Below are 24322 nucleotides of genomic sequence, written 5' to 3'. Positions count from 1 at the left end.
TCGCAGGCCGGAGGCCCGTCAATAGACTCGGAGCATGACTGAGAACCCCAGCACCCAGGCCCCGGAGGCCGGTCCGACGACAACGAGCACCGACACGCGTGCCGTCGTCGTACCGGAGCGACCGGCGCTGGAGGGCCTGGAGGACAAGTGGTCCCGGGCGTGGGCCGACAACGACACCTACGCCTTCGACCGCACCCAGCCGCGGGAGAACGTCTACTCCATCGACACGCCCCCGCCGACCGTCAGCGGCTCGCTGCACGTCGGCCACGTCTACTCCTACAGCCACCCCGACCTGATCGCGCGCTACCAGCGCATGCAGGGCAAGGCCGTCTTCTACCCGATCGGCTGGGACGACAACGGCCTGCCGACCGAGCGCCGCGTGCAGAACTACTTCGGCGTGCGCTGCGACCCGACGTTGCCCTACGAGGCCGACTTCACCCCGCCGGAGAAGCCGGACCCCAAGCGACAGGTCGCCATCAGCCGGCCCAACTTCATCGAGCTCTGCGAGCAGCTCGTCGTCGAGGACGAGAAGGCCTTCGAGGCGCTGTGGCGCAAGCTCGGCCTGTCGGTCCAGTGGAACCCGACCTACACGACCATCGGCGACCACTCGCGCACCGTCAGCCAGCGGGCGTTCCTGCGCAACTTCGCCCGCGGCGAGGCCTACCTCTCCGAGGCGCCGACGCTGTGGGACGTCACGTTCCAGACCGCCGTCGCACAGGCCGAGCTCGAGGCGCGCGACTACCCGGGTGCCTACCACCGCGTGGCCTTCCACAAGCCCGACGGCAGCCCGATCCACATCGAGACCACGCGTCCCGAGCTGATCCCGAGCGTCGTCGCGCTGATCGCGCACCCTGACGACGAGCGCTACCAGGACGTCTTCGGCACGACGGTCACGTCGCCGGTCTTCGGCGTCGAGATCCCGGTCATCGCCCACCACGCCGCCGAGCCCGACAAGGGCGCCGGCATCGCGATGTGCTGCACCTTCGGTGACCTCACCGACGTGATGTGGTGGCGCGAGCTCGACCTCCCGGTCCGGACGGTCGTCGGCCGCGACGGGCGCCTCACCCGCGAGACGCCCGAGTGGCTCGCGGCCGACGCGGCCGCGACGGCGTACGCCGAGCTTGCCGGCAAGACGACGTTCTCCGCCCGCGAGGCGATGGTCGGCCTGCTCCGTGGGTCGGGCGACCTCGACGGCGACCCCAAGGCGACGCAGCGCATGGCGAACTTCTACGAGAAGGGCGACAAGCCGCTCGAGATCATCGCCACCCGCCAGTGGTACATCAAGAACGGCGGCCGCGACGCGGCGCTGCGCAAGGAGATGCTCGTCCGCGGCGAGGAGATCACCTGGATCCCCACCCACATGAAGCACCGCTACGACAACTGGGTCGGTGGCCTCAACGGCGACTGGCTGATCTCGCGCCAGCGGTTCTTCGGCATCCCGTTCCCGGTCTGGTACCCCCTCGACGCCGACGGCGAGCCCGACCACGACCACCCGCTGATGCCCAGCGAGGACCAGCTCCCGGTCGACCCGTCGACGCAGGCGCCCGGGGGCTACACCGAGGACCAGCGCGGCAAGCCCGGCGGCTTCATCGGCGACCCCGACGTGATGGACACGTGGGCGACCTCGTCGCTCACGCCGCAGATCGCAGGCCAGTGGGGCGTCGACGACGACCTGTTCTCGCGGGTCTTCCCCTACGACCTCGCCACCCAGGCGCACGACATCATCCGCACCTGGCTGTTCTCGCGCGTCGTCCGCGCGGACTTCGAGAACCAGGTCGTGCCGTGGTCGCACGCGATGATCTCCGGCTTCATCGTCGACCCCGACCGCAAGAAGATGTCGAAGTCCAAGGGCAACGTCGTCGTCCCGACCGACATCCTCGACAAGTACGGCGCCGACGCCGTCCGGTGGCGCGCCGCGATCGGCCGTCCGGGCATGGACTCGCCCTTCGACGAGTCCCAGATGAAGGTCGGCCGCCGGCTGGCGATGAAGGTCCTCAACGCCTCGAAGTTCGTCCTCGGCAACGTCGGCGCCACCGAGCTCAGCCCGGCCGTGGTCAGCGCCCCGGTCGACTGTGCGCTGCTCGGCAGCCTCGAGATCGTGGTCCGCAGGGCCACGGAAGCGTTCGACGCCTACGACTACACGACCGCGCTCGAGGTCACCGAGAAGTTCTTCTGGGAGTTCTGCGACGACTACCTCGAGCTGGTCAAGGAGCGCGCGTACGACGCCGAGGGGGGCGCCGGCACCGACTCCGCGCGCGCCACGCTGGCCATCGCGCTGCACGTCCAGCTCCGGCTGCTCGCACCGTTCCTGCCCTATGCCACCGAGGAGGTCTGGTCGTGGTGGCAGGACGGCTCCATCCACCACGCCTCGTGGCCCACCGCCGCCGACCTCGGCTCGGCCGCTGCCTCGCAGCCGCTGGTCCTGGACGCGGTGGCCGCCGCGCTGACCGGCATCCGCGGCGCCAAGTCGCAGGCCAAGGCCAAGATGCGCGCCCCGCTCTCGCGCGTCGAGATCACCGGCCCGGCATCGCTGGTGGAAGCCGCCCAGCAGGCGCAGGACGACCTGCGTGCCGTCGGCACCATCGTCGGTGACCTGGACTTCGTCACCGACGAGTCCGCCACCGAGCTGCGGGTGACCGCCGCCGAGCTCGCGCCCACCGAGGACTGAGACAGCCGATCCCCCTCACGCGCCGTCAGCGGTGCGTGAGGGGGATTCGTGCGTCCGGGGCCACGCGGCCAGCGGCGCGTCGTACGACCAGAAGTCCACGAGCCGGCACGCGACCCGCCTGAGCCGGGGACCCGACCACGGGTTGTGGTCGTCCGACGCGCCGGGCCGGGAGGAGAACCCTCGGGGGTCAGCCCTTGCCGTTGCCGCTGTTGCCCGGGGCGCCGTCCGCGTGCTTCGCAGCCTGGGCGGCCGCGTGCTCGGCGTCGCGCTGCGCCTTGGCAGCGTCCCGCTCGGCGTCGCGCTGCGCCTTGGCAGCGTCCCGCTCGGCGTCGCGCTGCGCCTTGGCAGCATCCCGCTCAGCGTCGCGCTGCGCCTTGGCAGCATCCCGCTCAGCCTCACGCTGCGCCTTCACAGCATCCCGCTCAGCGTCGCGCTGCGCCTTGGCAGCATCCCGCTCAGCGTCGCGCTGCGCCTTCACAGCATCCCGCTCAGCCTCACGCTGCGCCTTGACCGCGTCACGCTCGGCCTTGGCCGCCTCGCGCTCAGCCTGCCGCTGGGCCTTGGCCGCCTCGCGCTCAGCCTGCCGCTGGGCCTTGGCCGCCTCACGCTCAGCCTGGCGCTGGGCCTTCGCCGCGTCGCGCTCGGCGTCGCTGTCGGTCGTCGTGGTGCTGTCGTCGTCCGTGGAGCCGGGGTCGGTGGACTGGTCGTCGGTGGACTCGTCGTCGGCGTCCTGGGAACCGTTCGCGGAGCCACCCGCTGCGGACGACCCGGAACCGCCGGAGGCGGCTCCACCTGAGGTCTCGGACCCCTCGGTGGTGGCCTTCTCGGTGGAGGCTGCAGCGACGACGGCGGCGAGCGGCTGCGCGCTCAGCTCGGCGGGGATCGCGGCGGGCACAGCGGCGGGGACGTCCTTCCGCACCGGGCCGGCGGGACGCTCGGCCGGGGTGCGCTCGACCGGCGCGGCGATGGGCCTGCCCGGGTGGACGAGGCCGCTGAGCCCGAAGCCGCGGCCGACGGAGACGAACATGAGGACGGCGCAGAGCACTGCCACGAGAGCGAAACCGACGAGCGGTCGCTTCTGGTCAACCCCCACGGGGTCCCCTTCCCACATGCTGACGAGACGCCAGTCTCTCCGGGCCATGACGCATGTCTTGCGTCGATGGCCCGGAATAGTCCGAAATGACTAGACCGCCATGGTCATGTCGGGCCAGGGGTCAGGCGGACTTCTTCTTGCGGCCCTCGGCCTCACGCGGGATGAGGGTCGGGGCGACGTCGTCCTCGACGACCTCCCGGGTGACGATCACCTTGGCGACGTCGCCTCGCGACGGGACGTCGTACATCACGTAGAGGAGGACCTCCTCGATGATCGCGCGCAGGCCGCGGGCACCGGTGCCGCGCTCGAGTGCGGCCTCGGCGATCGAGTCGATCGCGTCGTCGGTGAACTCGAGCTCGACACCGTCGAGGTCGAAGAGCTTCTGGTACTGCTTGACCAGCGCGTTGCGCGGCTCGGTGAGGATCTGGACCAGCGCCTCACGGTCGAGCTTGCTCACGCTCGCGATCAGCGGCAGGCGACCGATGAACTCGGGGATCAGGCCGAACTTGGTGAGGTCCTCGGGACGCACCTGCGCGAGCAGGTCGTCGGACTCGCGCTCGGCGGCACCGCGCACCTCGGCGGTGAAGCCCAGCGACTTCTTGCCGACCCGCTGCTCGATGATCTGCTCGAGCCCGGCGAAGGCACCACCCACGATGAAGAGGATGTTGGTGGTGTCGATCTGGATGAACTCCTGGTGCGGGTGCTTGCGACCGCCCTGCGGGGGCACCGACGCGGTCGTGCCCTCCAGCATCTTGAGCAGGGCCTGCTGGACGCCCTCACCGGAGACGTCGCGCGTGATCGAGGGGTTCTCCGACTTGCGGGCCACCTTGTCGATCTCGTCGATGTAGATGATGCCCGTCTCGGCCTTCTTGACGTCGTAGTCGGCGGCCTGGATGAGCTTGAGGAGGATGTTCTCGACGTCCTCGCCGACGTAGCCGGCCTCGGTCAGCGCCGTGGCGTCCGCGATCGCGAAGGGGACGTTGAGCATCCGGGCGAGGGTCTGCGCGAGGTAGGTCTTGCCACAGCCCGTCGGCCCGATCACCAGGATGTTGGACTTGGCGACCTCGACCACGTCGTCCTTGGCCTTGCCACTCACGGGCTGGAGGCCGGACTGGACGCGCTTGTAGTGGTTGTAGACCGCGACGGCGAGGGACTTCTTGGCGTGCTCCTGGCCGATCACGTAGGAGTTGAGGAACTCGAAGATCTCGCGGGGCTTGGGCAGCTCCTCGAGGCTGACCTCGGCGCCCTCGGCCAGCTCCTCCTCGATGATCTCGTTGCAGAGCTCGATGCACTCATCGCAGATGTAGACGTTGGGGCCAGCGATGAGCTTCTTGACCTGCTTCTGGCTCTTTCCGCAGAAATTGCACTTCAGCAGATCGCCGCCGTCACCGATACGTGCCACGAGTCGTGTCCTCCAGTCTCGCCGGATGGGGGCTCCGGCACTTCGCACCTTGCGCTGTGCTGCCTTGCAGTGGGCCGTACGACGGTACCCCGCGCCGGCCCCCGTCGGGGGCCGGACACGAGATGTCGTCGGCCATCATTTCCGAGCCTCGGCTCAGCGACCCGCGAGGGCCGGGGCACCCTTGCGGGACTCGATCACCGCGTCGATCAGGCCGTACTCGACGGCCTGCTCGGCGGTCAGGATCTTGTCGCGCTCGATGTCGCGGCTCACCTGGTCGATGTCCCTGCCGCTGGAGTCGGCGATCATCTTCTCCAGGAGCTCACGCATGCGCAGGATCTCGTTGGCCTGGATCTCGATGTCGGAGGTCTGGCCGAACGTGCCCTCGGTGTAGGGCTGGTGGATCAGGATGCGGCTGTTGGGCAGCGCCATCCGCTTGCCCTTGGCGCCGGCGCCCAGCAGGATCGCCGCCGCCGAGGCCGCCTGGCCCAGGCACACCGTCTGCACGTCGGGCTTGATGAAGCGCATCGTGTCGTAGATCGCGGTGAGCGCGGTGAACGAGCCACCGGGGCTGTTGATGTAGATGCTGATGTCGGTGTCGGGGTTCATCGTCTCCAGGCACATCAGCTGGGCGATGACCGCATTGGCCACGTCGTCGCTGATCGGCGTGCCGAGGTAGATGATGCGCTCCTCGAACAGCTTGGCGTAGGGGTCGATGCGGCGGAAACCGTAGGACGTGCGCTCTTCCCACTGGGGGATGTAGTAGTTCATGGTGTTCAGTCCTTGGTCCGGGCCGGGCGGCCCTCGTCGGCGGCTTCGCGGGCGCTGGTGATGACCTGGTCGACGAGTCCGTACTCGACGGCCTGGTCGGAGGTGAACCACCGGTCGCGGTCGGCGTCGGCGATGACCTGCTCGACGCTCTGGCCGGTGTGCTCGGCGATCAGGTCGAGCAGCACCTTCTTGATGTGCAACGACTGCTGGGCCTGGATCTTGATGTCGGAGGCCGAGCCGCCCATGCCCGAGGAGGGCTGGTGCATCATGATGCGGGCGTGGGGCAGGGCGTAGCGCTTGCCCTTGGTGCCGGCACAGAGCAGGAACTGGCCCATCGAGGCCGCCAGGCCCATGCCCACCGTCGCCACGTCGTTGGGGATGTAGTTCATCGTGTCGTAGATCGCCATGCCGGCGTCGACCGAGCCGCCGGGGCTGTTGATGTGGAGGAAGATGTCGGCCTCCGGGTCCTCCGCGGAGAGCAGGAGGAGCTGCGCGCAGATCGCGTTGGCGTTCTGGTCGCGCACCTCCGAGCCGAGGAAGACGATGCGCTCACGGAGGAGCCGCTGGTAGATGTGGTCGTCGAGGCCATACATCCCACCGGCGCCGTTCATCTCGGGCGAGAGGGCTGGGCTGGAGTTCTGGTTCACGCTGGCGACACTAGCCGGAAGGACGGACACTTCCACGCGCTGACCCACCCTGTTCGCCCAGAGCGGATTCGGGCTCGGCACGCTCAGTCGAGCGCGACCTCCTCCAGCACCTCGCGGAACACCCGCCACCGCTCCGGACCCACCTGAGCGGCCCATGCCTCGTCGCAGGCGGCCAGCACCGCCGCGGAGCGGGCGAGGGCGTCGCGCCCGGCTGCGGTGATGCGTACGACGCGGGCGCGGGCGTCGTGGTCGGCCACGGACACCTCCACCATGGCGAGCGCCTCGAGCTGGCGGACGAACTGCCCGCACCCCTGAGTGGTCATCTCGGCGCACTCGGCGAGCTCGCTGATGGTCAGCCCGTCCGCCGGGAGCCACTCCAGGACGCGCAGCTGGGAGGGCCGCAGGTCCGGCGCCTCGACGGCCAGGCGGTCGCGCAGCTGGGAGAACACCATGCCCATCAGCATCGGCAGGTGCGGCCGGGCGGCCGGGAGCCTCTTGACGCGAGTCATGAAAGCAACTTACCTTCTATGACCATGAAAGCAACTTTCACGCTGTCGCCCGGGGTCGACCGGCGTGAGGTGCTCGGCGCCGACGACGTCAGTGACGCCGAGCTCGAGGCGATGGTCGCCGAGCTGTGGGACGTGCAGACGGTGCGGTTGCTCGACTCCACGGCCGAACCCGTCGCCTACGACGTCCCGTCGATCCTCACCGGCGCCCGGACCTGGGTCCGTGGCCGTGCCACCGCCGGGACGGACACCGGCCTCGACAGTGAGGGCCGGGAGTTCACGCTGTTCGTCAAGCGGGTGCACAACTGGCGGCACTCCCCCGCCTTCGCCGGCGTACCGCCCGAGATCGGCGAGTGGGCGGCCGCCTCGCTCCCGTGGCGCGCCGAGCCGCTGGTCTACGGATCCGACCTGCGTGAGCGGCTGCCCGAGGGGTTCTCGATGCCCCGCGGCCTGCGGGTCGAGGAGCGCCCCGACGAGACCGCCGTGATCTGGCTGGAGGCCGTCGACGCCGACCCGGTGCCGTGGGGTCCCGACGACAGCGTCCGCGCAGCGCGCCTGCTCGGGCGCCTGTCCGCCAGCCGGGCAGTGGCCGCCCTGGCCGACATCGACCCGCAGCCCTGGCACATCGAGAGCTTCGTCGCCGGTCGGCTGGCCTTCACCGTGCTCCCCGGCCTGCACGACGAGGCCACGTGGCTCCACCCCGCCGTCGCCGAGCACTTCGGTGGGCTCCGCGACGGCCTCCTGGCGGCTGCCCGTCACCTCGACGTCCTGGCCCAGGAGTTCGCCGCGTCGCGCCACCTGGCCTCGCACGGCGACGCCTGCCCCAACAACCTGCTGCGTCGCACCGGCCAGCGGGGATTCACCCTGATCGACTTCGGCTTCTGGCGGTCCCAACCGGTCGGGTTCGACCTGTCCCAGCTGCTGGTGGGCGACATCCAGATCGGGCGGCAGGACGCCGACGACCTGCCCGAGCGCGCGGCCGCGTGCGTGGCGTCGTACGCCGCCGGGCTCGCCGACGAGGGGCTCGAGGTCCCGCTCGAGGAGGTGCGGCGCGGCCACGCGGTGAGCCTGATGCTGTTCAACGGCCTGCCGAGCCTGCCGCTCGAGCGGCTCGACGACTCGGACGCCGACGCCCTCGACCACTGGTCGCGGCAGCGGGCGGCGATCGCCCGCTACTCGCTCGACGTGTTGGCTGGCACCGAGCCCGGGTAGACGACGACCGGCGCCCACCCGGGAGGGGTGGACGCCGGTCGTGGAGCGGAGCGGGTCAGGCCTTCTCGGCCTCGTCGGCCTCGCCGGTCTGCTCGTCGGTGCTCTCGTCCGCGCTCGCCTCGGTGCTCTCCTCGACCGGCTCACCGATCGTGCCGTCGGGACGCAGGTTCTTGAGCTCGACCACGTTGCCCGAGGCGTCCTTGACGGTCGCCGCCTCGACGATCGTCGCCAGCGCCTTGCCGCGCATGATCTCCTGCACGAGCTCGGGGATGTGGTTGTGCTCGAACATGTGGTTGGCGAACTCCTGCGGGTCCTGCCCGGACTGCTGGGCACGCCGCACGAGGTGCTCGGAGAGCTCGGCCTGGTCGATGCCGAACTCCTCCTTCTTGGCGATCTTGTCGAGGATGAACTGGGCGGCGACGGCGTCGCGGACCCGGCGGTCGAGGTCGGCCTCGAACTCCTCCTGGGTCTGGCCCTCGTCCTCGAGGTACTTCTCCATGGTGATGCCGGCCATGGCGAGCTGCTGCTCGACGTTCTGGCGACGGGCGTTGAGCTCGTCGGTGACCATGACCTCGGGCAGCGGGATGGAGACCTTCTCCAGCAGGGCCTCGAGGACCGCGTCACGAGCGGCGGCGGCCTGCTCGAGGCGCTTGCCGCGGCCCAGGCGCTCGCGCACGTCGGCGGTGAGCTCGTCGACGGTGTCGAACTCGGAGGCGAGCTGGGCGAACTCGTCGTCGTACTCGGGGAGCTGCTGCTCCTGAACGGCCGTCACCGTGACGGTCACCTGGACGGGCTCGCCCACCAGGTCGCCACCGGCGAGCTCGGAGTCGAACGTCGCGTCGCCGCCGGCGGAGAGGCCGACGAGGGCCTCGTCGAGGCCGTCGATCATGCCGCCGCGGCCGACCTTGTAGGACATGCCGGTGACCTCGCCGCCCTCGACGGTCTCGCCGCCCTTGGCGGCGACCAGGTCGATGGTGACGAAGTCGCCGTCGGCGGCGGCGCGCTCGACCGGGACCAGGGTGCCGAAGCGCTCACGCAGCGCCTCGACCTGCTCGTCGACGTCGGCGTCGCTGATCTCGACGTCGTCGACGCTCGCCTCGAGGCCGTCGTAGGAGGGCAGCTCGAAGTCGGGCTTGACGTCGACCTCGGCGGTGAACTCAAGGGACTCGTTGTCCTCGAACTTCGTCACCTCGATCTCCGGCTGGGCCAGCGGCTCGAGGTCGTGCTCCTGCAGGGCAGCCATGTACTGCTGCGGGACGACGGCGTTGATCGCCTCGTCGAGGACCGGACCGCGGCCGACCTGGCGGTCGATGACCGCCGGCGGGACCTTGCCGCGGCGGAAGCCGGGGACGTTGATCTGCTTCGCGATCTTCTGGTACGCCGCGTCGAGGCTCGGCTTGAGCTCCTCGAAGGGCACCTCGACGGTCAGCTTGGCCCGGGTGGGGCTCAAGGTCTCGACGGCGCTCTTCACAAATGTCTCCTGATGCTGAAGGTCTGTGGGTGGACCACACGGGGAAAGGAGCGGCACTGCCAGGGCACGGGGCCCGGCGACCGCAAACCGCGCCAGTCTATCGAGGGCGAGGGCACAGGCCGAATCACGCCCTGGCCACCCGAGCGAGGCGCGGGGACCGCGTGACGGGTGGGGCCAGAGGGTCGGGGCGACAGGACTCGAACCTGCGATCTCCTGCTCCCAAAGCAGGCGCGCTAGCCACTACGCTACGCCCCGCCAAACCGGCTCCGACGCCCCTGCGTGGGGCACTCGCAGCCTGCTTGGAGCGGATGACGGGAATCGAACCCGCGTAGCCAGTTTGGAAGACTGGGGCTCTACCATTGAGCTACATCCGCGCGCGTCCCGACGAGGTCGTCCCGCCGGTGCGGGAGTCATGGTGCCACACGCGCGAGCGTGCGCTCCAACCCGGCTCAGCGCCGGTGCACCAGGAGCAGCGCGCGGTCGTCGTTGCGAGAGCCGAGCGCCTCGACGAGCCGGGTGGCGCCGCCCTCGAACTCACCGCGCAGCAGGTGCTCGGCCTGCCCGAGCATCCGGTCGATGCCGAGGGCGATGTCACGGGTGCGGGTCTCGACCATGCCGTCGGTGTAGAGCAGGAGCGCGTCGCCACGGCGGATCTCTCCCGAGGCGGCGGGGAAGGTGGCTCCGTCGATGAGGCCCAGGACGGGTCCCTCCGACTCGAGCACCTCCCACCGGCCCGACCCGGCGTGGCGCAGGGCAGCAGGCGGGTGGCCGGCGCTGCGGATGTCGTAGTGGCCGGTGGTGAGGTCGAGCGAGAGGTGGATCGCGGTGGCGAACCCCTCGTCCCAGTCCTGCTGGAGCAGGAACTGGTTGGCACCGTCGAGGAACTCGCTGGGCGGCAGCGCGCTCAGCAGCCCGCCCAGGGCCCCGCACAGCAGCAGGGCCCGGGTGCCGGCGCCCTGTCCCTTGCCGGAGACGTCGACGACCGCCACCTCGAGACGCCCCTCGACGCGCGAGGCGACGACGAAGTCGCCCGCGAACGGGGTCCCCCCGGCCGACCTCAGCTCGCTGGCGGCGTACCACTCGGCAGGCAGGTCGGGGATCCCGCCCTGTCGCAGGATCCGGTCGCGCAGGTCGACGAACATCATCTCGCCCTGGATGCCGGCCACCCCGAGGCGCGACCGGCGGAAGGACGACAGCAGCACCACGAACCCGAGGCCGAAGATGATGACGACGGTGAGCGCGATCCGCAGGGTGATGGGGTCCTGGCTCGGCACGACCAGGGCCAGGACGAGGAGCACGAACAGCACGAACCACGGCAGCTGCCGCGGACCGAGCACCAGGCTCGAGAGCACCATCGGCACCAGCAGGCTCACCAGGGGGAAGTCGTGGGGGAACAGCCAGATGGCGAGGCCGATCAGCAGGGTCGCGACGACCAGCAGCACCAGGGTGCGTGACCCCCGCGGCACCACTCGGCTCGCGGCTGCGCGGAGCGATGGAGAACTCATGCTCGAGCCCCTCCTGCTCTCCCAGTCCCCTTGGTGGGAGATCGTAGGGCCCGCGACCGGAACTTCGGCTGACATTTGGGGCACCAGAACGAGTTGCGTCCCGCCAGCTCCCCCGTTCGCACCGTCGTGCCGCACACCAGGCACGGCAGCGACGTACGCCGGTAGACGTAGACCTCGCCACCGTGGTCGTCCTTGCGGGGCGCTCGACCCATCGCCTCGGGCGTGTGCTCGGGGCGCACGGTGTCGATCCGGCCGGTGCGTACGCCCTCGGCCATGAGCTCGACGAGGTCGGCCCACATCGCCCGCCACTGGCCGCTGCGCAGCGTGTCACCGGGACGCAGGGGGTGGATGCGGTGCCGGAAGAGCACCTCGGCGCGGTAGACGTTGCCGACACCGGCGAGGACCTTCTGGTCCATCAACAGGTCGCCGATGGCACGCGGGCTCGCCGAGATGCGCCGCCAGGCCAGGTCGGGGTCGGCGTCGGGTCGCAGCGGGTCGGGCCCGAGGCGGCCGAGGACCTCGGCGCGTCGAGCGGCGCCGACCAGGTCACAGATGATGGCGCCGCGCAGGTCGGCATACGCCGTCGGGCGCGGGTCCGTCGGGTCGTCGAGCGTGACCATCCGCAGCCGCACCGCGCCGACCGGCTCGGGCACTCCGGCCGTGCCGTCCTCGATCCCCGTGTGGACGTCGAACTGGCCGATCAGGCCGAGGTGGACGTGCACGAAGCGCTCGCCCTCGTGCTCGAGGAAGAGGTGCTTGCCGGCGGAGTCGGCGCCGATGACCCGTGACCGGTCGAGCTGCTCGGCGTCGGCGGCGAAGCGGCCCTGCGGCGACGACACCCGGACCCTGCGGCCCGCGAAGGCCGCGGTGAGGTCGTCGGCCAGCTTGCGAAGGGTGTGGCCCTCAGGCATCCGTGCGGTCGCGGGACGCGTCGGTGTCGGGGCCGCGGAGGGCGGACTCCGGCAGCGGCGGCAGCTCTCCCGACTCGTCGTAGGTGGAGAGCTGGCCGATGCGACGCACGTGGCGCTCGTCGCCGGAGAAGTCCGTGGAGAGGAAGACCTCGACGAAGCGGGTCATGTCGTCCACCGGGTGCATCCGCCCGCCGACGGAGACGACGTTGGCGTCGTTGTGCTCGCGGGCCAGCGCCGCGGTCTCCTCCGACCAGGCGAGCGCGCACCGGATGCCCTCGACCTTGTTGGCCGCGATCTGCTCCCCGTTGCCGGAGCCGCCGATCACCACCCCGAGGCTGTCGAGGCCCTCGGTGCGGTCGGCGGCCACTCCCTCGGCCGCCCGGAGGCAGAAGCAGGGGTAGTCGTCGAGGGCGTCGTAGACGAACGGTCCGTGGTCGACGGCCTCGTAGCCGTGGTCGACCAGCCACGTCAGGAGGTGGTCCTTCAGCTCGAGGCCGGCGTGGTCGGAGCCCAGGTGTACGCGCATGGGCACATCCTCTCAATGCCCTTGCCGCAAGCGGCTGCGGGGCTTCGCACGCCAGTTCCGCCCCGACTACGTCGGGTCGGACCCGACGCGCTCGAGGTGCTGGTCGAGCCAGCCGGCCACCTGGCGCACCAGCGGTTCGGAGGCGGTGAACGTCGCGTGCCGCCAGAAGCCGTGGGTCTGGCCCAGGCAGCGGATGCCGACGACCTCGACGCCCGCCTCCGCGATCCGCCGGGCGAGCTCCTCCCCCTCGTCGCGCAGCGGGTCGGCCTCCGCGGTGGCGACGAAGGTGGGCGGCAGGGTGTGGAGCCGGTCCGAGAGCAGCGGCGCGAGGTCGGGGTCGTCGTAGTCGGCCTCCGTGCGGGCGTACTGCTCCCAGTACCAGGTCGCCTCGGCCGGGTCGAAGCCCGACTCCTCCCCCTGCCGCCACGACGGGTAGCCGGTGCGCGGGTCGAGGAAGGGGTAGACCAGCGCGACCGCGTTGAAGAAGCCGGGGTTGCGCAGGGCGGCGACCAGCGCGAGGTTGGCGCCGGCCGAGTCGCCGTGGGCGGCGTACGGCCCGGGCGGGCCCTCGCGGCGCAGCCAGCCGATGACCGTGTCGAGGTCGTCGGGGGCGGCGGGGAACGGGTTCTCGGGCGGTCTGCGGTAGTCCACGCTCAGCACCGCGCGGCGGCCCCGGTTGGCCATGCGCCGGGCGATGCCGTCGTGGACGTCGATGTCGTTGAGCACGAACCCGCCGCCGTGCGCGTGCACGACGACGCCGGGCACGGGGTCGGCGGGCACGTAGAGCCGGCACCGCACCCCGTCCGCGTCGACGTCCTCCACGGACGCGACGTCCTCGCGTGGCAGGCGCAGGTTGGCGAGCCGGGTCTCCTCGCGATGCGCGGCGAGGTCGAAGCCGGGCGCGCCGAGCACGCCACCGGCATCGGCCGCGACCGCGGCACGGACCTCGGGGTACATCACGTCGGTCGCACCACCTTGAGGTTGAACTCCGCAGTCCCGAGGGCGCCCATCAGCCGCAGCCACAGGGGCAGCCACATCTCCGTGCCGCGCGCGGTCTCGATCCCGCCGAGGTCGATCACGTCGCGGTGCCCGAGCTCGGTGAGCAGGCCTGTCACCAGCCGCTTGGCGTCGGCGTCGTCACCGCTGACGAACACGGTCGTCGGCTCGGGCAGCCGGTCGGGATGGACCATCAGCTCGGCGGTCAGGGTGTTGAGCGACTTGACCACGCGGGTGTCGGGGAACGCCCGCTGCAGCTGTTCGGCCAGGGAGTCGGTGTCCTTCACGGCCAGGGTGGGCGGGAACCCGGCGGAGAAGTCGAGCGGGTTGGAGATGTCGAGCAGCACGGTGCCGGCGAGGTCGCCGGCCTGCCCCAGCAGGTCGAGGGCGGCCAACCCGTTGCCGGCGTGCACGACGAGGTCCGCACCCGCGGTGGCCTCGGCGAAGGTGACGAGCGCGACGCTCGGCAGCTCCGTCCAGCCGTCGCGGGCCCGGGTGGCCGTGGGGTCGCGGGTCCCGAGGCGTACGGCGTGCCCGAGCTCGGCCAGTCGTGGGGCGATCGCGCGACCGACCGAACCGGTGCCGAGGACTGCGACCTGCATGATGACCTCCTGGGGTCCTGGAACGACGTGGCCTACCGGGCCATCAGCGCGTCGAGCGCGACCGCGACGGCGGCGGCGACCCGGAAGTCGACCCGCTGGTCTGGAACGGCGACCCGGTAGCGGTCACCGAGGGACATCTTGCGCTCGACCGAGAAGAGAGGAGCGCCGCCGGCGTCGACGAAGTCGAAGTGGATCGGCATGAAGTCGAGATCGGTGAAGCGGCGCATCAGGCCGACGACCTGGTTGCGCTCCTGGCCCGTGCCCGTGAAGCCGGCCCCCTCGACGTGGAAGGTGGAGCGCAGCAGCGAGGCGCCGAAGTCCTTCTTGAAGAAGCCGATCTGGGCGCCGGACTCGTCCGTGATGTCGTACCCCGCGTTGAGGTCGAGCTTCTTCCGAGCCTTGAAGCCGAACACCGGGCGGGACCTGCCCGCGTCGGAGTAGAAGGTGACCTGCTCCTTGAACGCCATCCGCTTCTGCTCGGCCAGCGCCATCAGCCGGGTGGGGTTGCCGGACTCGTCGGACTCCGACACCTCGTAGCGGTTGATCATCATGGTGAGCTTCTGCTTCACCACGAAGTGGGGCAGGTGCATCTCGGCGGCGTGCTCGGGCATGCGCGGGGGTTGGTCGGGCGCGGTCATGCCGGCTCACCGGCCGCACGGGCCAGCTCCTCCTCGACGACCGACGGATCGAGCTTGGTGAAGACCGGCGTCGGCTTGTCGACCTTCGCACCGACCACGACCGGGCGCGACGCCCACGCGGGGGTCGAGGTGTACTCGCCGGTGATGACGGAGTACGACGTGTGCCCGGCGCCGTTGTCGGGCTCGAGCTCGTCGACCTGCTCGATGCGCGGCATCGGCATGAGCTCGCCCTCGCCGCCGAGCACCGCGTGCACCTTGTTGGCCGCGTGCGGCAGGAACGGCGACAGCAGCGTGTTGCAATCGCTCACGCACTGCGCTGCCACGTGCAGGACGGTGCCGAGGCGCTCGCGCTGCGAGTCGTCCTTCATCTTGTAGGGCTCGGTGACCGTGAGGTACTTGTTCACCTCGCCGACCACCCGCATCGCCTCGGCGATCGCGGCCCGGAGCCGGTGCTTCTCCACCAGCTCGCCGACGGTCGTGAAGCCGTCGCGGACGGTCGCGAGCACCTGCTCGTCGACCTCCTCGAGCGGACCGGCGGCCGGGATCTCGCCGAAGTTCTTCGCGATCATCGTGGCGGTGCGGTTGACCAGGTTGCCCCAGCCCGCGACGAGCTCGGAGTTGTTGCGGGTGACGAAGTCGGCCCACGTGAAGGCGGCGTCGGAGGTCTCCGGGCCGGCGGCGCAGATGTAGTAGCGCAGCGCGTCGGGGCCGTAGCGGGCGAGGAAGTCACCCACGTAGATGACGTTGCCCCGGCTGGTGGAGAACTGCGAGTCGCCGAAGGTCAGGAACTCGCTGGAGACCACCTCGGTCGGCAGGTTGAGGGTGCCGTAGGGGCCGGGCTCACCGCCCTTGTCGCCCTTCCCGTTGTAGGCCAGCAGCTCGGCCGGCCAGATCTGGGAGTGGAAGACGATGTTGTCCTTGCCCATGAAGTAGTAGGCCTCGGCGTCAGCGTCGTTCCACCACTCGCGCCACTTGTCCGGGCTCGTCCCCTCCTTCTCGGCCAGGCGTCGCGCCCACTCGATGGAGGCGGACAGGTAGCCGATGACGGCGTCGAACCAGACGTAGAGCCGCTTGGTCGGCTGGTCCTCCCAGCCCGGGACGGGGATGCCCCAGTCGATGTCGCGGGTCATCGCCCGCGGCCGGATCTCCTTGAGGATGTTCTGGCTGAACTTGATGACGTTGGGCCGCCACAGGCCGGTCGCCTCGCGCTGGTCGAGCCACTCCCCCAGCGCCTCGGCGAGCGCCGGCAGGTCGAGGAACCAGTGCTGGGTGTCCCTGAACTCCGGGGTCTCGCCGTTGATCTTCGACCGCGGGTCGATCAGGTCGGTCGAGTCGAGCTGGTTGCCGCAGTTGTCGCACTGGTCGCCCCGCGCCTCCTTGTAGCCGCAGATCGGGCAGGTGCCCTCGATGTAGCGGTCGGGCAGGGTGCGGCCGGTCGAGGGGCTGATCGCGGTCTTCGTCGTCTCCTCGACCATGTAGCCGTTGCGGCGGCAGGTCTCGAACATCTCCTGCACCACCGCGTAGTGGTTGCCGGTGGTGGTGCGGGTGAAGAGGTCGTACGACAGCCCGAGCCCGCAGAGGTCGTCGACGATCACCTGGTTGTACTTGTCGACCAGCTCGCGGGCGGGCACGCCCTCGTTGTCGGCCAGCACCAGGATCGGGGTGCCGTGCTCGTCGGTGCCGCTGACCATGAGGACGTCGTGGCCCGCCATCCGCATGAACCGGCTGAACACGTCGGAGGGCACGCCGAAACCGGCGACGTGGCCGATGTGGCGCGGGCCGTTGGTGTACGGCCAGGCGACGGCAGACAGGACATGGGTCATGGGCGCAAGCCTAGTGACCGGACGCCACCCGGTTTCCCCGGGTGGCGTCCGTGATCAGGTCGGGTGACCGGGTGGGTCAGCTGAAGTCGAGGTCGCCGGTGCGGGAGCGCTTGAGCTCGTAGAAGTAGGGGAACTTCGCGACGGCGACCGCGCCGTCCCACAGCTCACCGGCCTCCTCGCCGCGCGGGATCTTGGAGAGGACGGGGCCGAAGAACGCGGAGCCGTTGATGTGGATGGTCGGGGTGCCGACGTCGTCACCGACGGGGTCCATGCCCTCGTGGTGGCTCTTGGCGACGGCGTCGTCGAGCGACGCGTCGTCCCAGGCCTCGATCAGGTCGGCCGGGAGGCCGACGTCGGCCAGCGACGCGGCGACGGTCTCCTTCGAGAGCTCCTCGCCGTTGTTGTGGCGCCGGGTGCCGATGGCGGTGTACCAGTCACCGAGCGTCCTGTTGTCGTAGTCCTCGGCGATCTTGATCGCGACGCGGACGGGCTTCTCGGTGCCCTGCAGCATCTCGCGGTAGCCGTCGGGGATGTCCTTGTCCTTGTTGAGGTAGGCCAGCGACATCACGTGCCACTGCACGTCGATGTCACGGACCTGCTCGACCTCGCGGATCCAGCGCGAGGTGATCCAGGCGAACGGGCAGAGCGGGTCGAACCAGAGGTCAGCGGTAGCCATGTCAACAACAATTCCTCACCCCGGCCACCTATTCCCCACCGATGTGGGCGCCACCACACCCCGGTGGCAGGATGCCCGCATGCCTGGAACCAACCTCACCCGGGACGAGGCCGCCACCCGCGCCGCCCTCCTGGACGTCACGGCGTACACCGTCGACCTGGACCTGACGTCAGCCACCCAGCCCGAGGCGACCACCTTCGTCTCGACCACCACGCTCGAGTTCACCTGCCGCGAGCCCGGGGCCGGCACCTTCGCCGACCTGGTCGCTCCCACCGTCCGCGAGATCACCCTCAACGGGCGCAGCCTCGACCCCGCGACGGCGTACGCCGACAGCCGGATCGCGCTCGACGGCCTCGAGGAGACCAACACGCTCGTCGTGACCGCGGACTGCGCCTACTCCAACACCGGTGAGGGCCTGCACCGCTTCGTCGACCCGGCCGACGACAAGGTCTACCTCTACAGCCAGTTCGAGGTGCCCGACGCCCGCCGCGTCTTCACCACCTTCGAGCAGCCCGACCTGAAGGCCGTCTTCACCTTCAACGTCACCGCACCGTCGCACTGGGTCGTGGTCTCCAACGCCGCGACGCCCGAGCCCGCCCAGGACGGGCAGAGCGGCGCGTCGACCTGGCGCTTCCCCACCACCAAGCGGATGTCGACCTACATCACCGCGATCGTGGCCGGCGAGTACCACGGCGAGTTCGACACCTACGAGGGCAAGTTCGGCACCATCCCGCTCGGCCACTACTGCCGCCAGTCGCTCAAGGAGCACATGGACACGGCGGAGCTCGTCAAGCTCACCAAGCAGAGCTTCGAGTGGTTCGAGGAGCAGTTCGACTACCCCTACCCGTTCGGGAAGTACGACCAGCTCTACGTCCCCGAGTACAACGCCGGCGCGATGGAGAACGCCGGTTGCGTGACGCTGCGCGACGAGTACCTCCCCCGCAGCCGCCAGCCGCGCTCGTTCTTCGAGTTCCGCGCCTCGGTCATCACCCACGAGATGGCCCACATGTGGTTCGGCGACCTCGTGACCATGAAGTGGTGGGACGACCTCTGGCTCAACGAGTCGTTCGCCGAGTGGGCCTGCTACTGGTGCGAGGCCAACGCCACCGAGTTCGACGACGCGTGGACCGGCTTCGCCAACGCCCGCAAGCAGACCGGCTACCGCGCCGACCAGCTGCCCTCGACGCACCCGATCGCGGCCGACAACGTCGACCTGCACGCGGTCGAGGTCAACTTCGACATGATCACCTACGCCAAGGGCGCCTCGGTGCTCAAGCAGCTCGTCGCATGGGTCGGCATCGAGCCCTTCCTGGAGGGCCTGCGCAGCTACTTCAAGGAGTGGGAGTACGGCAACCCGGAGTTCAAGGACCTGCTCGCCACCCTGGAGAAGTCCTCGGGCCGCGAGCTGCAGGGCTGGGCCCAGGAGTGGCTGCAGACCGCGGGCGTCAACACGCTCGCCCCGTCCTTCGAGCTCGACGCCGACGGCGCCTACACGGCGTTCGCGGTGAGCCAGACGGCACACGAGGACTGGCCGACGCTTCGCCGGCACCGGCTCGGCATCGGCCTCTACGACGAGGTCGACGGCCGCCTGGTGCGTCGCGACTACGTCGAGATCGACGTCGAGGGCGCCAGCACCGAGGTGCCGGAGCTCGTCGGGGTGAAGCAGCCGGCGCTGCTCCTGCTCAACGACGAGGACCACGCCTACGCCAAGATCCGCCTCGACGAGCGGTCGCTGGCGACCGCCATCGCGTCGCTGTCCACCTTCGAGGACTCGCTCCCGCGCGCCCTCGTGTGGGGTGCCGCGTGGGACATGACCCGCGACGGCGAGATGCGCACCCGCGACTGGGCCGACCTGGTCCTTGCAAACATCGGGCTGGAGACCGACGCGTGGGCGGTGACCCGGATCCCGGCGTCCACCGCGCTGGCGATCAACTTCTACTCCGACCCCGCGCACCGTCCCGAGCTGAAGGCGACGTGGGAGAAGGGCCTGCGTGAGCTGCTGCTCGCCGCCCAGCCGGGCAGTGACCACCAGCTCACCTTCGCCCGCTCGTACGCCGGCGCCGCCCACAGCGACGCCGCGGTCGGCGACCTCATCGGCCTGCTCGACGGGTCGTTCGCGGTCGACGGGCTGGCCGTCGACCAGGACATGCGCTGGGCGCTCATCACGGCGCTCGCCAAGCAGGGGCGCTTCGGCGACGCCGAGATCGACGCCGAGCTCGAGGTCGACAAGACCATCTCGGGCAAGGAGCAGGCCGCCGCGGCCCGCGCCGCGCAGCCGACCGCGGAGGCCAAGGCCGCCGCGTGGGACGCGCTCATCGACCCGTCGACCCCCAACGAGACGTCGCGCGAGATCGCGTTCTCGATCTTCCGCTTCGGCCAGGAGGACGTGCTCGCGCCCTACCTCGAGAAGTTCCTGGCCGCGTCGGAGACGCTCGTCGACACGCTGGGCTTCCACAAGGCGTCGACGATCCTCGAGTACGGCTTCCCCAAACCGCTGGGGTCCGAGGCCACCCTCGGCCGCCTCGACGAGTGGCTCGCGGACAGCTCGGCGCCCAAGCAGGCGCAGCGCTACGTCGGCGAGGCGCGTGCCGAGATCGCCCGGGCGCTGGCAGCCCAGCAGTACGACGCCCGCTGATCGTCGTATCCCCAGCAAGGCGGAGGCCTGAGGTCACGGTGTGACCTCAGGCCTCCGCGCATCTCGCGGGAGGACACCCACGTGCCGGATGAGGCGTCACGAGCCGCCGCGCTGACCCTGCATGCCGTGCGACTGCTGGGATTCGCGGACACGCCTCGCGTAGCGGCGCGCTTCGGGCTCGACCGCGACGACACCTCGAGCCTGCTCGAGGACTTCCGGGCCGATGGTTGGGTGACGACGAGCGAGTTCGCGGGCACCGCCGGGTGGTCCCTGACCGACCGGGGCAGGGCGGCGGACGAACGTCTGCTCGCCGACGAGCTCGCGGCCACCGGAGCCCGCGAGACGGTGGTGCAGGTGCACGAGCGCTTCGTGCCGCTCAACGCCCGCTTCCAGGACACGGTCACCCGGTGGCAGCTGCGACCGATCGGCGGCAACTCGTTCGCCGCCAACGACCACACCGACTTCCGCTGGGACGACCGGGTGATCGCGTCACTGCGGTCGGTGGGGCGTCGGCTCGGTGGGCTGGAGGACGACCTCGTGCGCGTCCTTCCGCGTTTCACGGGGTACGCGAGGAGGTACGACGCGGCGATGGCGCGGGTCGTCGCCGGCCAGCGCCAGTGGGTGGACGGCGTGGAGGTGGACTCGTGCCACCTCGTCTGGATCCAGCTCCACGAGGACCTGCTCGCCACCCTCGGCCTCGAGCGCGGCGACGGGCGCTGAGCCCCTCAGGCGTGGAGGGTCGTCTGCGGCCTGGCGTGCTCGGCGAGCATGGCGATGCCGCGCTGGAGACCGACCAGCATGTTGCCGGCGGTGAACTCCGACGTCATCTCCAGGACGGCCAGCTCGACCTCGGCGTCGCTCAGGTGGCGGCGTACGTCGCCGCCGGTGACGACCTCGATGACGCGGCGACGCGGGTCGACGAGCACCAGCACGCTCCGGGCAGGGACCACCAGGCGGTTGTGGAGCCGGGTCGCCCAGGCACGGGTGTCGTCGCCCTCGACGGGCCCGACGTAGACGGAGAACTCGAAGCGGCAGGTCTGCTCGGCGAGACGGATCGTCTTGTCGAGGGCCAGCCGGTCGGCCTCGGTCAGCGCGTCACCAGCGGCCACTTGCGCCACCCGCCCTGGAGTCCTGGCCGTCGGGCGCCGGGAGCTCGGCGACGCCCTGGCGGGGGCCACCGATCCACTGCGGCTCGCCGGCCGAGTAGTCCGGCAGGAGCTTTTCGCCGCGGACCATCGAGGGCAGGTAGACCGCCACCGCGATCAGCGCGAACAGCAGCAGAGGGAGCCCCAGATACAGCCCGAGGGCGTGCAACGGGTCGAGCTCGAAGGGCTGGGTCTGGCCTCCCCAACCTTCCGGGACGTCGGCGTGGGCCGGCGCGGAGAGCAGGACGAGGACGGCGCCGGCGGCCAGGGCCGAGACACGGCCCGTCCGGCGGGCGCGCGTGCTGCGGGGCGAGCTGGAAGGCCTGACGTGCGTGGTCACGGGCAACAGGGTATCGCCCATACTGGCGGGCATGCCTCACCCCCTCACCACCCCGTTCATTGCCATGACCGAGGTCTCCGGGAGCGAGACCAACCCCTGCGACACCGGCGAGGACCTCTGCAACCTGACGTGGGAGCAGACGGGCGACTCCACCCTCGCGACGGCCGCCGACTGGATCGTCGGCAAGCCGTCCGCCCTCCTGGGACTGGTCCTGATCGGACTCGTGGTCCGGTGGCTTCTCCACCGGCTCATCGACCGCATCGTCCGGAGGGCCGAGCACGGGATGCTGCCCAACCGCGTCAGCCGTGCCATCTCGGGCGGCCGGATGGGCGCGGCCCTCAACCTGAACGAGGACCCCGGCTACACGCGACGGGCCCAGCGTGCGGCCACGATGGGATCGCTGCTGAAGAGCATCGTCACCGGCGTGGTGCTCACCGTCGTCACCCTCATGTTCATCGCCGAGCTCGGCTACGACATCGCCCCCCTCATCGCCAGCGCCGGGATCATCGGCGTGGCCATCGGCTTCGGCTCGCAGGCGCTGGTCAAGGACTTCCTCTCCGGCATCTTCATGATCTTCGAGGACCAGTACGGCGTCGGCGACGAGGTCGACCTCGGCGAGGCCTCCGGCACGGTCGAGGCCGTCAGCCTGCGCGTCACACGGCTGCGCGACGTCAACGGCACCGTCTGGTACGTCCGCAACGGCGAGATCCTCCGCGTCGGCAACATGAGCCAGAACTGGGCCCGCACGGTCCTCGACGTGGGCGTCACCTACGCCGAGGACCTCGCCCACGTGCAGCGCGTGCTGGCCGACGTCGCGCACGACCTCTGGGACGACGAGGACTTCAAGGGCCGCGTCATCGAGGAGCCCTCCGTGTGGGGCGTGCAGGAGCTCGGCCCCGACGGCGTGCTCGTGCGCGTCGCGCTCAAGACCGCCCCCCTCGAGCAGTGGGCGGTCGCCCGCGAGATGCGGCAGCGGATCAAGGCGCGCTTCGACCTCGAGGGCATCGAGGTCCCGTTCGCCCAGCGCGTGCTGTGGATCCGCGAGCAGGAGCGCCCCCACCCCTCGCTCACCGACGAGGACGAGCAGCCGCCCGCCCGGGGTCCGGCGCAGACCGAGGCCGAGGTCGCCCCCACCGGCGAGACCCCGGCCTGAGCCCGCTGGGGCGGCACGGGAGGATGGTGGCGTGACGACCACGTTCTACGAGGAGATCGGCGGCGAGGAGACGATCCGCACGATCGTCCACCGCTTCTACGCCGGCGTCGCCGACGACGAGCTGCTGCGCCCGATGTACCCCGAGGCGGACCTCGGGCCCGCCGAGGAGCGGTTCACGCTGTTCCTGATGCAGTACTGGGGCGGCCCGACGACGTACGGCGACACGCGGGGCCACCCGCGGCTGCGGATGCGCCACGCCCCGTTCAGCGTGACGCCCGACGCCGCGCAGCGATGGCTGGTGCACTTCCGGGCCGGGCTCGACGAGGCCGGCCTCACCGAGGAGCAGGACGCCAGGTTCTGGGACTACGTGACGCACGCGGCCCAGTTCATGGTCAACTCGATGGAGTGACGGCCCCGACCATGTCGCGGAACTCCTCGGGCACGGGTGCCGGGCGTCCGGTCGCGCTGTCGATGCACACGCCGACCACCTTCGCGCGGGCCAGCACGTCGTCGCCGTCGCGGACGACGGACTCGAACACGACGGACGTGCTGCCGATGTGCGAGACCCAGGTCGAGCAGTCGTAGGGCTCGGCGCGGAAGAGGATCGGGCGCCGGTAGTCGACGTCGGTCTGCGCGACGACGAGGTGGAAGCCCTGACCGAGCTCGCGGCCGCTTGCGACCATGAGCTGGATGCGCGCCTCCTGGAAGTACTCGAAGTACTTCACGTTGTTCACGTGCCCGTAGACGTCCACGTCGCTGAAGCGGACGTGCACCGGGTAGTGCCCGCCCGGCACGTCGACGACCTGGGGCGCGGCCGGCGGTCGCACCGGCTCGTCGGGCTCGAGCAGGCGGCCGAGCGACTCACGCTCCTCGGCGTGGAGCCGACGCGGCCGCTCGGTGGCGAAGACGTACGGGGTGAGCACCGTGCGCGCCCGGAGGAACACGGTGCGCTCCCCCGACTCGTCCTCCTCGAAGACCTCGTAGGCCATCGTGAAGCTCGCGGCGCGGATCTCGGTGACCCAGCACTCGATCGAGACCGGTTCGAAGCCGAACGTCAGCGAGGACACGTAGGTCACCTCGTGCCGGACCACCACGACGCCCTCGGCCAGGTCCTCCGCACGACTGTCGGGGGCGTGGGTGCGGAACATGTCCACCCGCGCCTCCTGGAGGTAGTCGACGTAGGTGACGTTGTTGACGTGGCCGAGCAGGTCGAGGTCGGCCCACCGGAGGGGACAGCGGTAGAGATGGCGCACGCCACGATGGTCGCAGATGTCGGGACGTGCACGCGGCGGTGGACGATCAGTGGGCGAAGTGCAGGCGACCGTAGTAGGTGGGGATGGACTCGCGGCGGGACCTGCGGTCGCTGCGGGTCTCGCGGAGCGTGGCGGGGACGGCGACCACAGCCAGGGCGACGGCGGCCAGGGCGGCGATGCCGACGATGACCAGGAGGGCGATGGCGGCGGTGGGGTCGATGAGCTGCATGATCGGTTCCTTTCTACAGGTGTAGAACTTCTACGTATGTAGAAGAATACGCCGCGCGGCGAGGATCGCAAGTCGGGCCGGTAGTGTCCTGCGTCACCGCCGATCCCCGACTCCGGTCGGCGC

Annotated in this window: 24 protein-coding genes and 2 tRNA genes; 6 read left to right on the top strand and 20 right to left on the bottom strand. The window is 70.5% G+C overall.

The features are described 5' to 3' along the window. Positions 1 to 34 precede the first annotated feature (34 nt). On the top strand, positions 35 to 2668 hold the full coding sequence (gene valS, locus JOD65_RS09485; protein WP_191196486.1) for a valine--tRNA ligase: 2634 nt from the start codon (positions 35 to 37) through the stop codon (positions 2666 to 2668). A 187-nt stretch (positions 2669 to 2855) separates the two neighbouring features. On the opposite strand, the gene JOD65_RS09480 is transcribed toward valS, so the two are convergent. The 5 genes from JOD65_RS09480 to JOD65_RS09460 all read right to left on the bottom strand — a co-directional run bounded on the left by JOD65_RS09480 (position 2856) and on the right by JOD65_RS09460 (position 7087). Beyond that, a complete protein-coding gene (locus JOD65_RS09480) occupies positions 2856 to 3761 on the bottom strand; it encodes a hypothetical protein (RefSeq protein WP_191196485.1) in 906 nt (301 codons plus the stop codon). A gap of 121 nt (positions 3762 to 3882) precedes the next feature. After that, positions 3883 to 5163, bottom strand: coding sequence for an ATP-dependent Clp protease ATP-binding subunit ClpX (clpX, locus tag JOD65_RS09475; RefSeq protein ID WP_191196484.1), 1281 nt, complete (start codon positions 5161 to 5163; stop codon positions 3883 to 3885). 153 nt (positions 5164 to 5316) lie between these two features. Then, entirely contained in the window at positions 5317 to 5931 is a 615-nt protein-coding gene (locus JOD65_RS09470) for an ATP-dependent Clp protease proteolytic subunit (RefSeq protein WP_191196483.1), read from the bottom strand. Between the two features lie 5 nt (positions 5932 to 5936). Then, on the bottom strand, positions 5937 to 6542 hold the full coding sequence (locus JOD65_RS09465) for an ATP-dependent Clp protease proteolytic subunit (RefSeq protein WP_191196719.1): 606 nt from the start codon (positions 6540 to 6542) through the stop codon (positions 5937 to 5939). A 119-nt stretch (positions 6543 to 6661) separates the two neighbouring features. Then, the gene (locus JOD65_RS09460; protein WP_191196482.1) at positions 6662 to 7087 is read right to left on the bottom strand and encodes a MarR family winged helix-turn-helix transcriptional regulator; all 426 of its coding nucleotides are present in this window, start codon (positions 7085 to 7087) and stop codon (positions 6662 to 6664) included. 24 nt (positions 7088 to 7111) lie between these two features. Between JOD65_RS09460 and JOD65_RS09455 the strand changes: the two genes are divergently transcribed. Further along, complete coding sequence (locus JOD65_RS09455; protein ID WP_191196481.1) at positions 7112 to 8296, top strand: phosphotransferase; 1185 nt, start codon at positions 7112 to 7114, stop codon at positions 8294 to 8296. A 55-nt stretch (positions 8297 to 8351) separates the two neighbouring features. Here JOD65_RS09455 and tig read toward each other — a convergent pair whose 3' ends face one another. The 11 genes from tig to JOD65_RS09400 all read right to left on the bottom strand — a co-directional run bounded on the left by tig (position 8352) and on the right by JOD65_RS09400 (position 17444). Then, positions 8352 to 9767, bottom strand: coding sequence for a trigger factor (tig, locus tag JOD65_RS09450; protein ID WP_191196480.1), 1416 nt, complete (start codon positions 9765 to 9767; stop codon positions 8352 to 8354). 182 nt (positions 9768 to 9949) lie between these two features. Next, positions 9950 to 10022: transfer RNA gene (locus JOD65_RS09445), tRNA-Pro, on the bottom strand. A gap of 45 nt (positions 10023 to 10067) precedes the next feature. Further along, positions 10068 to 10141 (bottom strand) — tRNA-Gly (locus JOD65_RS09440). Between the two features lie 75 nt (positions 10142 to 10216). Beyond that, positions 10217 to 11272, bottom strand: a complete 1056-nt coding sequence (locus tag JOD65_RS09435) for a PP2C family protein-serine/threonine phosphatase (RefSeq protein WP_191196479.1) — start codon at positions 11270 to 11272, stop codon at positions 10217 to 10219. Beyond that, complete coding sequence (locus tag JOD65_RS09430) at positions 11269 to 12183, bottom strand: Fpg/Nei family DNA glycosylase (RefSeq protein WP_191196478.1); 915 nt, start codon at positions 12181 to 12183, stop codon at positions 11269 to 11271. Before JOD65_RS09430 ends, JOD65_RS09435 begins: the two co-directional genes overlap by 4 nt. After that, positions 12176 to 12709: a ribose-5-phosphate isomerase gene (locus tag JOD65_RS09425; protein WP_191196477.1), complete on the bottom strand. Its 534-nt coding sequence runs from the start codon at positions 12707 to 12709 to the stop codon at positions 12176 to 12178. The genes JOD65_RS09430 and JOD65_RS09425 overlap by 8 nt, the downstream gene beginning before the upstream one ends. A gap of 66 nt (positions 12710 to 12775) precedes the next feature. Next, a complete protein-coding gene (locus tag JOD65_RS09420) occupies positions 12776 to 13666 on the bottom strand; it encodes an alpha/beta hydrolase (protein WP_224748018.1) in 891 nt (296 codons plus the stop codon). Beyond that, positions 13666 to 14307, bottom strand: a complete 642-nt coding sequence (locus JOD65_RS09415; RefSeq protein WP_191196475.1) for an NADPH-dependent F420 reductase — start codon at positions 14305 to 14307, stop codon at positions 13666 to 13668. Before JOD65_RS09415 ends, JOD65_RS09420 begins: the two co-directional genes overlap by 1 nt. Positions 14308 to 14339: 32 nt before the next feature. After that, positions 14340 to 14945: an LURP-one-related family protein gene (locus JOD65_RS09410; RefSeq protein ID WP_224747951.1), complete on the bottom strand. Its 606-nt coding sequence runs from the start codon at positions 14943 to 14945 to the stop codon at positions 14340 to 14342. Further along, positions 14942 to 16768: a methionine--tRNA ligase gene (gene metG / locus JOD65_RS09405; RefSeq protein ID WP_191196474.1), complete on the bottom strand. Its 1827-nt coding sequence runs from the start codon at positions 16766 to 16768 to the stop codon at positions 14942 to 14944. The genes JOD65_RS09410 and metG overlap by 4 nt, the downstream gene beginning before the upstream one ends. Before the next feature lie 76 nt (positions 16769 to 16844). Continuing rightward, complete coding sequence (locus tag JOD65_RS09400; protein ID WP_191196473.1) at positions 16845 to 17444, bottom strand: mycothiol-dependent nitroreductase Rv2466c family protein; 600 nt, start codon at positions 17442 to 17444, stop codon at positions 16845 to 16847. 79 nt (positions 17445 to 17523) lie between these two features. Between JOD65_RS09400 and pepN the strand changes: the two genes are divergently transcribed. After that, entirely contained in the window at positions 17524 to 20079 is a 2556-nt protein-coding gene (pepN, locus tag JOD65_RS09395) for an aminopeptidase N (protein ID WP_191196472.1), read from the top strand. Positions 20080 to 20205: 126 nt separating this feature from the next. Further along, positions 20206 to 20799 (top strand): transcriptional regulator, encoded by a 594-nt coding sequence (locus JOD65_RS09390; protein WP_307821050.1) that lies wholly within the window; start codon positions 20206 to 20208, stop codon positions 20797 to 20799. 5 nt (positions 20800 to 20804) lie between these two features. Here JOD65_RS09390 and JOD65_RS09385 read toward each other — a convergent pair whose 3' ends face one another. Both JOD65_RS09385 and JOD65_RS09380 read right to left on the bottom strand, forming a co-directional pair. After that, complete coding sequence (locus tag JOD65_RS09385; RefSeq protein WP_191196471.1) at positions 20805 to 21188, bottom strand: DUF5130 family protein; 384 nt, start codon at positions 21186 to 21188, stop codon at positions 20805 to 20807. Further along, positions 21175 to 21564 (bottom strand): hypothetical protein, encoded by a 390-nt coding sequence (locus JOD65_RS09380; protein ID WP_191196470.1) that lies wholly within the window; start codon positions 21562 to 21564, stop codon positions 21175 to 21177. The genes JOD65_RS09385 and JOD65_RS09380 overlap by 14 nt, the downstream gene beginning before the upstream one ends. Positions 21565 to 21595: 31 nt before the next feature. On the opposite strand from JOD65_RS09380, the gene JOD65_RS09375 reads away from it, so the two are divergent. Further along, a complete protein-coding gene (locus JOD65_RS09375; RefSeq protein ID WP_224747950.1) occupies positions 21596 to 22717 on the top strand; it encodes a mechanosensitive ion channel family protein in 1122 nt (373 codons plus the stop codon). A gap of 31 nt (positions 22718 to 22748) precedes the next feature. Next, a complete protein-coding gene (locus tag JOD65_RS09370; RefSeq protein ID WP_191196469.1) occupies positions 22749 to 23126 on the top strand; it encodes a globin in 378 nt (125 codons plus the stop codon). Here JOD65_RS09370 and JOD65_RS23225 read toward each other — a convergent pair. Beyond that, positions 23110 to 23970 carry an acyl-CoA thioesterase gene (locus JOD65_RS23225; protein ID WP_191196468.1) on the bottom strand — a complete coding sequence of 287 codons (861 nt, stop codon included), beginning with the start codon at positions 23968 to 23970 and terminating at the stop codon, positions 23110 to 23112. The two genes, JOD65_RS09370 and JOD65_RS23225, sit on opposite strands and share 17 nt — an antisense overlap. Positions 23971 to 24016: 46 nt before the next feature. Continuing rightward, positions 24017 to 24199 carry a hypothetical protein gene (locus tag JOD65_RS23220; protein WP_191196467.1) on the bottom strand — a complete coding sequence of 61 codons (183 nt, stop codon included), beginning with the start codon at positions 24197 to 24199 and terminating at the stop codon, positions 24017 to 24019. Between the last annotated feature and the right edge of the window lie 123 nt (positions 24200 to 24322).

It is taken from the genome of Nocardioides cavernae (assembly GCF_016907475.1).
In the GTDB taxonomy this organism is placed as follows: domain Bacteria; phylum Actinomycetota; class Actinomycetes; order Propionibacteriales; family Nocardioidaceae; genus Nocardioides; species Nocardioides cavernae.
This window is presented reverse-complemented; position numbering and strand designations above follow the sequence as displayed.

Coding starts and splice junctions, on each gene's coding strand:
- valS (WP_191196486.1), top strand. CDS start 35: ATGACTGAGAACCCCAGCACCCAGGCCCCGGAGGCCGGTCCGACGACA.
- JOD65_RS09470 (WP_191196483.1), bottom strand. CDS start 5,931: ATGAACTACTACATCCCCCAGTGGGAAGAGCGCACGTCCTACGGTTTC.
- JOD65_RS09465 (WP_191196719.1), bottom strand. CDS start 6,542: ATGAACGGCGCCGGTGGGATGTATGGCCTCGACGACCACATCTACCAG.
- JOD65_RS09460 (WP_191196482.1), bottom strand. CDS start 7,087: ATGACTCGCGTCAAGAGGCTCCCGGCCGCCCGGCCGCACCTGCCGATG.
- JOD65_RS09455 (WP_191196481.1), top strand. CDS start 7,112: ATGAAAGCAACTTTCACGCTGTCGCCCGGGGTCGACCGGCGTGAGGTG.
- JOD65_RS09435 (WP_191196479.1), bottom strand. CDS start 11,272: ATGAGTTCTCCATCGCTCCGCGCAGCCGCGAGCCGAGTGGTGCCGCGG.
- JOD65_RS09430 (WP_191196478.1), bottom strand. CDS start 12,183: ATGCCTGAGGGCCACACCCTTCGCAAGCTGGCCGACGACCTCACCGCG.
- JOD65_RS09425 (WP_191196477.1), bottom strand. CDS start 12,709: ATGCGCGTACACCTGGGCTCCGACCACGCCGGCCTCGAGCTGAAGGAC.
- JOD65_RS09420 (WP_224748018.1), bottom strand. CDS start 13,666: ATGTACCCCGAGGTCCGTGCCGCGGTCGCGGCCGATGCCGGTGGCGTG.
- JOD65_RS09415 (WP_191196475.1), bottom strand. CDS start 14,307: ATGCAGGTCGCAGTCCTCGGCACCGGTTCGGTCGGTCGCGCGATCGCC.
- JOD65_RS09410 (WP_224747951.1), bottom strand. CDS start 14,945: ATGACCGCGCCCGACCAACCCCCGCGCATGCCCGAGCACGCCGCCGAG.
- metG (WP_191196474.1), bottom strand. CDS start 16,768: ATGACCCATGTCCTGTCTGCCGTCGCCTGGCCGTACACCAACGGCCCG.
- JOD65_RS09400 (WP_191196473.1), bottom strand. CDS start 17,444: ATGGCTACCGCTGACCTCTGGTTCGACCCGCTCTGCCCGTTCGCCTGG.
- pepN (WP_191196472.1), top strand. CDS start 17,524: ATGCCTGGAACCAACCTCACCCGGGACGAGGCCGCCACCCGCGCCGCC.
- JOD65_RS09375 (WP_224747950.1), top strand. CDS start 21,596: ATGCCTCACCCCCTCACCACCCCGTTCATTGCCATGACCGAGGTCTCC.
- JOD65_RS23220 (WP_191196467.1), bottom strand. CDS start 24,199: ATGCAGCTCATCGACCCCACCGCCGCCATCGCCCTCCTGGTCATCGTC.